This window comes from Faecalibacterium sp. An58, from assembly GCF_002161515.1.
Lineage (GTDB): Bacteria > Bacillota > Clostridia > Oscillospirales > Ruminococcaceae > Faecalibacterium > Faecalibacterium avium.
This window is the reverse complement of record NZ_NFHX01000002.1, coordinates 154,954-167,363: the sequence shown is the minus strand read 5'-3', so window position 1 is coordinate 167,363 and position 12,410 is coordinate 154,954. Positions and strand designations below refer to the sequence as shown.

Genomic DNA, 12,410 nt, shown 5'->3' with positions numbered 1-12,410 from the left:
CCGCTGTTCCGCTGCGCCGGTCTTTTCCGTCCAACTGCGCCCGGTGTGCGCAGGAAGAAAGAATTTTGAGGAGTGTGGAACCAGTGCCTAAGACAAAATCCCAATACGACAGTACCCTGCATCTGCCCAAGACCCTGTTTGAAATGCGTGCCGGCCTGCCCAAGAAAGAGCCCGTCATGCTGGAGGACTGGAACAAGAACGACCTGTACAACCAGCTGATGAAGCATAACGAGGGCAAGCCCCGCTTTGTGCTGCACGACGGCCCTCCGTACGCCAACGGCAGCATCCATATGGGTACGGCGCTGAACAAGATCATCAAGGATATCATCATCCGCGAGAAGAACATGAACGGCTTCCAGGCCCCTTATGTGCCCGGCTTCGATACCCACGGCCTGCCCATCGAGCTGAAGGCCCTTTCCTCTCTGGGGGACAAGAAAAAGGACATCTCCAAGCTGGAGCTGCGCCAGATCTGCGAGAAGTTTGCCACCGAGCACATCGGCATCATGAGCGATCAGTTCAAGCGCCTGGGCGTGATTGGCGATTTTGAGCATCCCTACCTCACCCTCAAGCCCGAGTTTGAGGCCCGCCAGATCGAGATCTTTGGCGAGATGGCCAAGAAGGGCTATATCTACAAGGGCCTCAAGCCGGTCTACTGGTGCCCCGAGTGCCGCACCGCCCTGGCCGAGGCCGAGATCGAGTACGGCGAGGACGACTGCGATTCCATCTTTGTGCGCTTCCACGTCACCCAGGACCCCAACGGCGTGCTGGCCAAGTACGGCATCCCCATGGACAAGACCTGGTTCGTGATCTGGACCACCACCACCTGGACCCTGCCCGCCAACGAGGCCATCTGCCTCAACGGCGCGCTGGAATATTCCTTTGTCAAGTTCGGCGGCGAGTACCACATCATGGCCACCGACCTGGTGGACAGCGTCATGAAGGCCTGCGGCATCACCGAGTATGAGGTGGTGGGCCAGCCTGTGCCGGGCTCGGAGTTTGAGCTGATGCGCTACCAGCACGTCTACCTGCCCAAAGAGGGCCTGGTGATCCTGGGCGACCATGTCACCCTGGAGAGCGGCTCCGGCTGTGTCCATACCGCCGGCGGCCACGGCGTGGACGACTTCAACGTCAGCCAGAAGTACAATGTGCCCATCACTGTCCCTGTGGATGACGGCGGCTATCTCACCGAGCTGGCAGGCAAGTATGCGGGCCAGAAGGTCTGGGCTTCCAACAAGACCATCCTGGCCGACCTGACCGCCAGCGGCGCCGTGCTGGGCCAGGTGCACATCAAGCACCAGTATCCCCACTGCTGGCGCTGCCACAACCCCATCATCTTCCGGGCCACCGAGCAGTGGTTCTGCTCCATCGACCGCTTCAAGGAAGACGTCTACCAGGCGGTGGACGGGGTGCAGTGGATGCCCGAATGGGGCCACGACCGGATGTACGGCATGGTGCGGGACCGCAGCGACTGGTGCATCAGCCGCCAGCGCACCTGGGGCGTACCCATCCCCGCTTTCTACTGCAAGAAGTGCGGCAAGTACCACATCACCGACGCCACCATCAAGGCGGTCAGCGATCTGTTCCGCAAGGAGGGCTCGGACGCCTGGTACAAGTACAGCGCCGAGGAGATCATCCCCGCCGGGGAAGTGTGCGAGAACTGCGGCGGCACCGAGTGGACCAAGGACACCGATATCATGGACGTCTGGTTCGACTCCGGTTCCACCTGGAGCGCCGTGCTGGAGGAACGGGATGAACTGCGCTACCCCGCCGACCTGTATATGGAGGGCGCCGACCAGTTCCGCGGGTGGTTCCAGTCCAGCCTGCTGACCAGTGTGGCCAGCCGCGGCGGCGCCCCCTATAAGGCCGTGCTGTGCCACGGCTGGGTGGTGGACGAGCAGGGCAAGCAGATGCACAAGAGCGCAGGCAACGGCGTGGAGCCCGCCGAGATCATCAAGGACTACGGCGCCGATATCATCCGCCTGTGGGTGGCTTCCTCCGACTACACGGTGGACGTGCGCGCCGGCAAGAATATCTTCAAGCAGCTCAGCGAGGCCTACCGCAAGATCCGCAACACCGCCCGCTTCATCCTGGGCAACCTGGACGGCTTTGACCCCAACACCGATATGCTGCCCGACGACCAGCTGCAGGAGATCGACCGCTGGGCCCTGGTCGCTCTGGACGACCTGCTGAAGGAGACGGATGCAGGCTATGCGGCCTACAACTTCAACAAGGTCTACCATGCGGTGTACAACTTCTGCGTGGTGGCCATGTCCAACTTCTACCTGGATGTGACCAAGGACCGCCTGTACTGCACCAACGGCGCAGCCCGCCAGGCCGCCCAGACCGCCATGTACAAGATCCTGGTGGCCCTGGACAAGATCATCGCGCCCATCCTCTGCTTCACCAGCCAGGAGATCTGGGACTTCCTGCCCAAGGCCGAGGGGATGAACCGCTATGTGGTGTTCGAGGATATGCCCCACGCCGGCCAGTATGGCGCCGATGACGCCTTCAAGGCCAAGTGGGCCCAGCTGATCGCCGTCCGCGACGAGGTCAAGAAGGCTCTGGAGATCGCCCGCAACGACAAGAAGATCGGCGCCTCCCTGGAGGCCGCCGTCACCCTGTACTGCGACGGGGCGGTCTATGAGCTGCTGAACAGCGTGCCCATGGACGAGCTGGCCGACCTGATGATCGTCTCCCGCGTGGAGCTGGTCAAGGGCCAGGGCGGCGCAGCCAGCGCCATCGAGGGCCTGGGCATCGCGGCCCAGCACGCCGAGGGCGCCAAGTGTGAGCGCTGCTGGAAGTACACCGCCGACATCGGCACCCACCCGGCCCATCCCACCCTGTGCGCCCGCTGCGCCAGTGTCATCGAGGGCTGAGGAGCGCCTTTGCAGCAAAACTGAAAAGCGGCGTTCCCCCTGCAAGGGGAGCGCCGTTCTTTGCAAAATCAACTGTCAAGGCGGGGCGCTGGCCCCGGCCTTCCCACAGGAGTGACTGTATGTTTGTGTTCCTGAATCTGGTCTGCATCGCGGCCCTGGTGGGCATCGACCAGGCCATCAAACTCTGGGCTGTGCAGAACCTGCAGCCGGTGGGCACCATGCCCCTGATCCCCCATGTGGTGGAGCTGCATTTCGTCTACAACGAGGGGATGGCTTTCAGCCTGCTCAGCGGCCGGCAGGAGATCCTGATCGCGGCCACCAGCATCGGGATGCTGTTCATCGCCTGGTGGCTGTTCACCCACTGCCGCAACGATCAGCTCCAGCGCTGGGCCTGGGTGCTGGTGCTGGGCGGCGGCATCGGCAACCTGATCGACCGCATCGCCGCAGGCAAAGTGGTGGACTACATCAATTTGCTGTTTATGAACTTTGCGGTCTTCAACTTTGCGGATATCTGCGTCTGCGTGGGCATGGGGCTGTGGGTGCTGTCGGTGATCCTGGAGGAACGCCGCAGCGCCGCCCGGCAGCCCGGAGAGGACAAGTGATCCATGGAACAGCGTGAATTTGCCGTGGAGGCAGAGGACGCCGGCCAGCGGATCGACCGCTTTTTGGCAGGAGAGGACACCGGACTGTCCCGCAGCGCGCTGCAGGATCTGATCGCCGGGGGCCATGTGCTGGCCAACGGCCAGCCCGCGGCCAAAAACCGCAGGCTCAAGCCGGGGGATACCATTCTGGTGGAGATCCCCGACGCCGCCCCCATCGAGGCGGTGGCCCAGCAGATCCCGCTGGACATCGTCTACGAGGACCCGCACCTGCTGGTGGTCAACAAGCCCAAAGGGATGGTGGTCCACCCGGCCCCCGGCAACCCGGACGGCACCCTGGTCAACGCCCTGCTGTGGCATTGCCGGGGCAGCCTGTCGGGCATCGGCGGCGAGATCCGTCCCGGCATCGTCCACCGCATCGACAAGGACACCAGCGGATTGCTGGTGGTGGCCAAGGATGACGCCACCCACATCGGCCTGTCCCGCCAGATGGCGGAGCACAGCGTCCAGCGGACCTACCAGACGGTGGTCTATGGGGGCTTTGCCCAGGACCAGGGTTTTGTGGAGGGGGCCATCGGCCGCTCCAGGACCGACCGCAAAAAGATGGCGGCCTACCCGGTGGGGGAACCCCATGCCAAGTACGCCTATACCGGCTGGCGCGTGCTGGAGCGGATGGGGCCGTTCACTTTGCTGGAGTGCCGGCTCAAGACCGGCCGAACTCATCAGATCCGGGTGCATATGGCCTCCATTGGCCACCCGGTGGCAGGGGACCCGGTCTACGGCCCCCGCAGCTGCATTGCCAGCCTGCACGGCCAGTGCCTGCACGCCAAGACGCTGGGGTTCATCCACCCCATCACAGGGGAGCAGCTGTCCTTTGACAGCCCGCTGCCCGACTATTTCGTCCGTTTTCTGGACGCCGCAAGGAGGGGGCGCACATGAAACAAGGGCTGAGTTCCACCCTGGTCCTCTGCGATCTGGATGCGCTGATGCTGGGCCCTGACGGCAATATGCCGCAGGTGCTGCGGGACGTGCTGCAGCTGTTTGCCGCACGGGGCGGCCAGCTGACCGTCTTTTCCCAAAAGACCCCCAAGGCGGTGCGCACGCTGCTGGGCAGCGTCCCGCTGGCGGCCCCGGCCATGCTGTGCGGCGGCGCGCTGGTCTACAGCTTTGCCGCCGGCACGGGACAGCCCATGGGCAGCTTCGAGGCTCTGGGGGATCAGTTCCTCACCACCCTGCCCGCGATCTCGGGGGTGGGCATCGCCTTGCAGATGAAGGACGGCGCCACCCGGGTGCTGCGGATGAACCACGCGCTGGAGCGCCATCTGCGCCGGGAGTGGACCCCCTACCTGCTGACCAAGCCCGAGGGCGTGCGCAGCGCCGACGTGCTGCGGGTGCTGCTGTACCAGGACGCCCGGACCATCCCGGCCCTGCAGGCCTTTGAAAAGGCCCTGGAGGACACAGGGGCGCCGGTGCGCCAGGAACGGCTTTCCATCGACTGCCTGGCCCTGACCCCCCACGCGGTCAGCATGGGGGCGGCTTTTAGCGCGGTGTGCGCCGCGGCCATGCTCTCCCCCCAGCAGGTGTCGGTGCTGGCCGGCAGCAACGCGATGGTGGAGCTGCTGGGGCTGGCAGGGCAGAGCGCGGCCGCCTTTGACGCCCCCGCCGAGGTGCGGCTGGCGGCAGGGCAGACCACCCTCTGCAGGGCCTTTGAAGGCGCTGCGGCGGAATATCTCTACCAGATGGTGCGGGACAGCGAGAGATAAGGGTAAAATTCCTGTAAAAAGTTCTCCGCACCCTGTGCGGAGGGCTTTCTTTTTTGGCGAGGATACAGTACAATGGTAAGGAAACATCTCGGCCCGGAACAGCGGAAGTTTTTCGCGGCCTCGCTGGGAGCGACCGTTCTGGTCCTGGCGGCAGCCGTGTGGTATCAGGCGCCGCTGCTGCCGGATGCGGACGGTCCGGCCCGCCCTGCTTCTTCCTCCACCCTGTTGGAGGCGGCCCGCGTGGATCTGAACACGGCCGGCCTGCAGGAGCTGTGCACCCTGCCCGGCATCGGGCGGAAGACAGCCTGGGCCATCCTGGAGGACCGGCGGCTCAACGGCCCCTATGCCCAGGTCGAAGATGTGACGCGGGTGGATGGGATCACCCAGAATACCATTGGGGACTGGGGGCGGCTCGCCTATGTCAGCGGGCCGCCGGACAGGTCAGGAGAGGAATAAGGTTAAGGTTTATGAAGGAAGAAAGCATTTTTATCAACCGGGAGCTCAGCTGGCTGGACTTCAACCAGCGTGTGCTGGTGCTGGGCAAGGACAAGAACGTCCCTCTGGCGGAGCAGCTCAAGTTTCTGGCCATCTATGGCTCCAACCTGGACGAGTTTTTCATGGTCCGGGTGGGCTCTTTGCAGGAGCGGGCCAACCTGAAGGGCAAGAAGGAAAAGCCTGAAAACAAGACCAACATGACCCCGGAGGAGCAGCTGAACGCCATCATGCCCAAGACGGCGGAGCTGCAGATGGACTGCGACAAATATTACCACAAGGCCCTGGAGGCCCTGGCAGAGCACGGCTACCGCAAGGTCAACTTCGACAAGCTGACCAAGGAGGAGGAGCGCTTTTGGAAAAAATACTTCCAGAACGAGCTGTTCCCCATCCTCAGCCCCCAGATCGTGGACAACCGCCATCCCTTCCCGTTCCTGCGCAACAAGGAGATCTATCTGGGCGTACTGCTGAAGGATAAAAAGGCGGAGGAGATGAGCCTGGGCATCATCCCCATTTCCAGCCAGATGGAGCGGCTGTGCTTCCTCAAGCGGGATGGGGAGACCCTTTTCGCCCTCACCGAGGAGATGGTCTACCACTTTGTCAGCATGGTCTTTGCCAAAGAGAGCATCGTGGAAAAATGCCTGTTCCGGGTCACCCGCAACGCCGATATCGACGTGAAAGAGGGGATGATGGACCATGACATCGACTACCGCGAGATCATGACCGAGCTGCTCAAGCGCCGCCGCAAGCTGGCGGCGGTCCGCCTGCAGGTCACCCCGGCCCCTGCGCCGGAGATCATCAAGATGCTCTGCGCCCGGCTGGAACTGAACCACCGCCGCGTCTTTGAGCAGAAGAGCCCCCTGGACCTGAGCTTTTTCTACAAGCTGGACAGCCGCATCGAGAACGACGGCCACGCCGAGCTGTTCTATTCGCCGGCCCGGCCCATGCTGCCGCCCCTGCACTACAGCCTGACCAGCGAGGTGCAGAAACATGACGTGCTGCTGTATTATCCCTACCAGTCCATCCGGCCTTTCATCCTGATGCTCAAAAAGGCTGCCCGGGACCCGGAGGTCATCTCGATCAAGATGACCCTTTACCGCCTGGCGCGGGAGTCCCAAATCGTGCAGGCCCTGGTGGACGCCGCCGAAAACGGCAAGGAAGTGGTGGCCCTGGTGGAGCTGCGGGCCCGCTTTGACGAGCAGAACAACATCGACTGGTCCAAGCAGCTGGAAGAGGCGGGCTGTACGGTGGTCTACGGCTTTGAGGACTACAAGGTCCACTCCAAGCTGACCCTCATCACCCGCAAGAATGCCGAGGGCTATTCCTACATCACCCAGATCGGCACCGGCAACTACAACGAAAAGACCAGCGAGCTGTACACCGACCTGTCCTTCATCACCGCAGACCCCGACATCGGCGCCGAGGCGGCCGGTGTGTTCCAGAATCTGGCGGTGCAGAAGCTGACCGAGGAGACCGACCAGATGCTGGTGGCCCCCCTGCGCTTCAAGAGCGTGCTGCTGGACGAGATCGAGCGGGTAACCGAGGCCGCCCGCCTGGGCCGTCCCGCCTCCATGATCCTGAAGAACAACGCCATCAGCGACCGGGACATCATCCTCAAGCTGGAGGAAGCCAGCAAGGCCGGCGCCCGCATCGACATGATCGTCCGCGGCATCTGCTGTGTCCGGGCAGGGGTGCCCGGCAAGACCGAGAACCTGCACATCCGCAGCATCGTGGGCCGCTATCTGGAGCACGCCCGCATCTACAGCTTCTTTGACGGCCGCGAGACCCGCATCTATATCGCTTCGGGCGACTTCCTGACCCGCAACACCGAGTGCCGCGTGGAGGTGGGTGTCCGCATCAAAGACCCGGTGCTGGTGAAAAAGCTGACCGATATCCTGGAGATGCAGCTGGCCGACAATGTGAACGCCCGGGAGATGACCCCCGACGGCAGCTACCAGAAGGTCAAGCGCGCTCCCGGCGAACCCATCGTCAACAGCCAGATGGGGATGTACGAGCTGCTCAAGGACGACTGGACCGGCGGCCATCCGGTTGGCGCGCCCGCGCCTCAGCCGCGCCCCGCCGTGGAGGCCCGTCCCGCTCCTGCCGCCCCTGCGGTCCAGCCTGCCGCACAGGCCGCAGCCCAGCCGCAGCCTGCCCCGGCGCCGGTCCGGCCGGCTCCGGCGGTGCATGAGCCTGCGCCCATGGCACAGGAACTTGCCGCTCCCGCGCCCGCACCCAAAGAGGAGCCGAAGGCGGTGGAGGAGCGCCCGGTCCGGGGCGTTCTGGGCCGTCTGCGCCGCCTGCTGCGCAGCTGGCAATGACCCCGGCCCTGTCATAGATGCCCTGCCGCCCGCATACCATACCCGTAACAGGGCGTATCGGATGCGCCCCGGGAGAAGGGGGATGCGGGAGGTGCTGGCAAGAGGGGCCTTGAAACGAAACCGTTCCAGAACAAGAAAGGCAGCCCGTGCAGGGGCCGCCGTCCGCCGGAACAGGCGGCTGGCAGCCCTGGTGTGCGGGCTGCTCTGCTGCGCCGTCCTGGTTTTGCGGGCCTGCGCCCGCCAGGCCGCTCCCGAAGGGTGCAGCCTGTACCGTCCCGAGCCGGCCGGCCAGTGTGTGTTCCCCCTGGGGACAAGCAGCTGGCGGCTGTCCTCGGGGTATGGCTGGCGGCAGGATCCTTTGGATGAAAAGAGGGATTTCCATACCGGGGCCGACCTGGCCTGTGCCGAGGGGACGCCGGTGCTGGCTGCCATGGACGGTATCGTTCTGGCGGCCCGGCGCAGCGCCAGCTATGGCAACTGCATCCGCCTGGCCCACAAAGACGGCGTCGAGACCCTTTATGCCCATATGCAATATCTGTACGTCCGCCCCGGCCAGCTGGTGAAGGCGGGGCAGACGCTGGGCACGGCGGGACAGACGGGCCGGGCCACCGGCCCCCACCTGCACTTTGAACTGCTGTACCGGGCTGTCCGCTGTGACCCGTCGGTCCTGCTGGGCCTGGACGGATGAGGCGGGGGCCGCTGTTTCCCCGGCGGGTGCAGGTGGGCCGTCTGGTCTTTCGGGATCCGCTGCCGGCCTGCGGCCTGCTGTATCTGCTGCTCTATTTCGACAGCAGCCAGTTCCTGCGGATCGGCCTGCTGGCAGCCTGCCTGCACGAATGCGGGCATATCCTGGCCTTTTGGACGCTGTTCCGCCGGCTGCCCGTCATTGAAGTGACGGTGACGGGTTTTTGTATGCAGACCCGGGGCTGTCGTATGGGGGCAGGGCAGAGGTTCTGTCTGGCCGCGGCCGGTCCTGCGGCCAACGCTCTGCTGGCGCTGCTGGCCTGGGCGCAGGCCAGCCGGCAGTTCACGGCCTGGGGCGCGGCCTTTTGGGCGGCCAACGTGCTGACCGGCCTGTTCAACCTGCTGCCCATCCCGCCCCTGGATGGGGCCCAGATGCTGGCGGCCGCCCTGGAAAGACGCCGCACGGGCCGAAATGACAAATTGCATTCTCCCTTCAAATAGGGTACAATACAACCAACGACTATCAAACCGATTGTGGAGGAACCGATGATTGATCAGGAGCTGAAAAACGCGCTGTCCGACGTTATGGCCGGGCTCCCGCCTGAAAAGCTGACCTTCGCCTTTGACCCCAGGCTGAAGGAGGCCCTGAGCCATGTGCAGAAGCCGGGCCGCTACACCGGCGGCGAACCGGGCAGCGTCTACAAAGAAAAAGAAAAGATGGACGTCCGCTTTGCCTTCTGCTTCCCCGATACCTATGAGGTGGGGATGTCCTTTCTGGGGGAGAAGATCCTCTATGAGCTGCTCAACCAGCACGAGAACTGGTGGTGTGAGCGCGCCTTCATGCCCTGGCTGGACATGAAGGCCGAGATGGAGCGGCTGGGCCTGCCTCTGTACGCTCTGGAGAGCAAGGACCCCCTCACCGCCTTTGACGCGGTGGGGTTCACCCTGCAATACGAGCTGTCCTACACCAACATCCTGGCCATGCTGGATCTGGCGGGCATCCCCCTGTATGCCGCAGACCGGGACGAGCGGTGGCCGCTGATCGTGGCAGGAGGCCCCTGCACCTGCAACGCCGAACCTCTGGCCGCCTTCTTTGACGTGATCCAGCTGGGGGAAGGGGAGCGGCAGCTTCCCTCCATCTGCGCCGCCATCGAGCAGGGCAAAAAGGAGGGCATCTCCAAACAGGAACTGCTGCTGCGGCTGGCCGGGATCCCTGGCGTCTACATCCCGGCTTTCTACGATGTGTCCTATGAGGAGGACGGCCGGGTCAGGGCCATCACCCCCAACCAGCCGGGGGTGCCCGCGGTGGTGACCAAGGCCATCATCCAGAACATGAACGATTTTGCACCCCCCACCAACTTTGTGGTGCCCATGGTGGGCGCCATCCAGGATCGGGCCAGCATCGAGGTGCTGCGGGGCTGTGTGCGGGGCTGCCGGTTCTGCCAGGCAGGCTTCCTCTACCGTCCCATGCGCCAGCGGGACGCCGGGCTGCTGGACAAGGCCGCCCGCGACCTGTGCGCCAATACCGGCTATGAGGAGCTGAGCCTCTCCAGCCTGTCCACTTCGGATCACAGCCAGCTGGAAGAACTGCTGGACGACCTGAACAGCTGGGCCCCGCAGGAACACGTCAGCCTGTCGCTGCCTTCCCTGCGGATGGACAACTTCTCCGAGAGCCTGATCGAAAAGACCACCCGGGTGCGCAAGAGCGGCCTGACCTTTGCCGCCGAGGCGGGCACCCAGCGCCTGCGGGACGTCATCAACAAGAACGTCACCTGGGATGAGATCGAAAAGACCTGCCGCATCGCCTTTGAGGCGGGCTACACCTCGGTCAAGCTGTACTTCATGATGGGCCTGCCCACCGAGACCATGGCCGACATCGAGGGGATCGCCGAGACGGCCCAGAAGGTGGTGGACCTGTATTACCACACCCAGAACCACGCCAAGGGCAAGGGGGTGCAGGTGACGGTCAGCTGCGCCTGCTTTGTGCCCAAGCCCCACACGCCCTTCCAGTTTGTGCCCATGGATACCGCCGAGACGCTGGCAGCCAAGCAGAAGCACCTGCTGGAGAGCGTCCGCAGCCGCAAGATCAAGGTCAACTACCACGACAGCAAGACCAGCTTCCTGGAAGGGGTGTTCGCCAAGGGGGACCGCCGCCTGGCCCCCGCCCTGGTGGAAGCCTACCGCCGCGGCTGCTGCTTTGACGGCTGGGAGGAGTGCTTCCGGTACGACACCTGGATGCAGACTTTTGCGGATCTGGGCATCGACCCCCATTTCTACTGCAACCGGGCCATCGGCCTGGACGAAGTGACCCCGTGGTCCCATATGGATTACGGCATCACCCATGAATACCTGGTGCGGGAGTACAAGAAGGCACTGGCTGCCCAGACCACCCCGCCCTGCAACCGCGCCTGCAGCGGATGCGGCGCAAACCGTCTGTTGGGAGGGCCTTGCTTTGATTACAGTGCGGATCTGGTTTGAAAAACGGAACGAAGCTTCTTATATCTCTCTGCTGGACCTGCAGCGGGTGATGCAGCGGGTGCTCAAGCGCAGCGGGCTGCCGGTATGGCATACGTTGGGCTTCAACCCCCACATCTATATGACCTTTACCTGTCCGCTGTCCCTGGGGCAGGAGAGCCTGTGTGAGAGCGTGGACGTCAAGACCGAGGCAACGGACCCGGATTTTGCCCAGTGGCAGGACAGGCTGAACGCCATCATGCCGTCCGGCATCCGGGTGTTCCGGGTGGAGCCCGCCAAAGACAAGGCCAGCGCCATCGCCTATGCCTGCTATGCCATCCGCTATCCGGCCCAGGCGCTGCCCCAGCTGGAAAGCTACAACAGCCTGCCGGCTGCCGCCGTGCAGAAAAAGAGCAAGCGCGGCGCAAAGGAGATCGACCTGAAAGCCTATATCCCGGCGCTGGACTGCCGTGTGGAAGGGGATAGGGTCTGTTTTGAAGTATGCCTGCCCGCCGCCCAGGAGCTGAACCTCAACCCGTCCCTGCTGGCCGGTTTCCTGGAAGAGCGGTTCGGCCTGCCTGCGGCCTCGGCTTCCATCCTGCGCACCGCGCTGCTGAAGGAGGACAAGACCCCCTTCTGCTGAGACGGAAAAATTTCCCCCTGTTTTTTGGGCAAAACGCTTGCTTTCAGCGGGGGTTTGTGCTATCATAGTATGGCGTTAGTGTCCGCTGAGACCACAGCGGGGTTAATGACAAACAATCATTAAACGGGCGGTCCTCTGACGGCTGGAAGTTTGCCGTGTATGAACGTCTAAAACAAATGGAGGATCAACAAATGGACGCACTGAAGATTATTTCCGAGGGCAGCATCAAGGCTGAGCGCCCCCAGTTCAACGTTGGCGACACCGTCCGGGTGGACGTCCGCATCAAGGAAGGCGAGCGTGAGCGTATCCAGGCCTTTGAGGGCACTGTCATTGCCAAGAAGCATGGCGGCGTCGCTGAGACCTTTACCGTCCGCCGCATCGCCTACGGCGTGGGCATCGAGCGTGTCTTCCCCATCAACAGCCCCTTCGTGGAGAAGGTCACTGTTGTGCGCAAGGGCAAGGTCCGCCGTGCAAAGCTGTACTACCTGCGCGGCCGCACCGGCAAAGCTGCCAAGGTCAAGAGCGATATCTGATCATCCGCAGCCTGTGGTTCAGGCTGTCCGCAAGGGAAAAGGGGC

Annotated in this window: 11 protein-coding genes; all 11 read left to right on the top strand. The window is 63.6% G+C overall.

All coding sequences use genetic code 11. The features are described 5' to 3' along the window. Positions 1-83: 83 nt before the first annotated feature. The 11 genes from ileS to rplS all read left to right on the top strand — a co-directional run bounded on the left by ileS (position 84) and on the right by rplS (position 12,365). Positions 84-2,876 carry an isoleucine--tRNA ligase gene (gene ileS / locus B5G12_RS03250; RefSeq protein WP_087323768.1) on the top strand — a complete coding sequence of 931 codons (2,793 nt, stop codon included), beginning with the start codon at positions 84-86 and terminating at the stop codon, positions 2,874-2,876. 119 nt (positions 2,877-2,995) lie between these two features. Then, complete coding sequence (lspA, locus tag B5G12_RS03245) at positions 2,996-3,478, top strand: signal peptidase II (RefSeq protein ID WP_087228707.1); 483 nt, start codon at positions 2,996-2,998, stop codon at positions 3,476-3,478. Positions 3,479-3,481: 3 nt separating this feature from the next. Then, positions 3,482-4,414, top strand: coding sequence for an RluA family pseudouridine synthase (locus tag B5G12_RS03240; RefSeq protein ID WP_087228705.1), 933 nt, complete (start codon positions 3,482-3,484; stop codon positions 4,412-4,414). Next, complete coding sequence (locus tag B5G12_RS03235) at positions 4,411-5,238, top strand: haloacid dehalogenase (RefSeq protein WP_087228703.1); 828 nt, start codon at positions 4,411-4,413, stop codon at positions 5,236-5,238. The genes B5G12_RS03240 and B5G12_RS03235 overlap by 4 nt, the downstream gene beginning before the upstream one ends. A 72-nt stretch (positions 5,239-5,310) precedes the next feature. Further along, positions 5,311-5,694 (top strand): ComEA family DNA-binding protein, encoded by a 384-nt coding sequence (locus B5G12_RS03230; RefSeq protein ID WP_087323766.1) that lies wholly within the window; start codon positions 5,311-5,313, stop codon positions 5,692-5,694. Positions 5,695-5,705: 11 nt separating this feature from the next. Then, entirely contained in the window at positions 5,706-8,051 is a 2,346-nt protein-coding gene (gene ppk1, locus B5G12_RS03225; protein WP_087323764.1) for a polyphosphate kinase 1, read from the top strand. Between the two features lie 109 nt (positions 8,052-8,160). After that, positions 8,161-8,739, top strand: coding sequence for a M23 family metallopeptidase (locus B5G12_RS03220; RefSeq protein ID WP_242955907.1), 579 nt, complete (start codon positions 8,161-8,163; stop codon positions 8,737-8,739). Beyond that, complete coding sequence (locus B5G12_RS03215; protein WP_087323759.1) at positions 8,736-9,236, top strand: M50 family metallopeptidase; 501 nt, start codon at positions 8,736-8,738, stop codon at positions 9,234-9,236. Before B5G12_RS03220 ends, B5G12_RS03215 begins: the two co-directional genes overlap by 4 nt. Positions 9,237-9,320: 84 nt before the next feature. After that, a complete protein-coding gene (locus tag B5G12_RS03210) occupies positions 9,321-11,213 on the top strand; it encodes a TIGR03960 family B12-binding radical SAM protein (protein WP_087323874.1) in 1,893 nt (630 codons plus the stop codon). Continuing rightward, positions 11,197-11,832, top strand: coding sequence for a TIGR03936 family radical SAM-associated protein (locus B5G12_RS03205; protein ID WP_242955914.1), 636 nt, complete (start codon positions 11,197-11,199; stop codon positions 11,830-11,832). Before B5G12_RS03210 ends, B5G12_RS03205 begins: the two co-directional genes overlap by 17 nt. A gap of 191 nt (positions 11,833-12,023) precedes the next feature. Continuing rightward, positions 12,024-12,365 carry a 50S ribosomal protein L19 gene (gene rplS, locus B5G12_RS03200; RefSeq protein ID WP_087228691.1) on the top strand — a complete coding sequence of 114 codons (342 nt, stop codon included), beginning with the start codon at positions 12,024-12,026 and terminating at the stop codon, positions 12,363-12,365. Positions 12,366-12,410 lie beyond the last annotated feature (45 nt).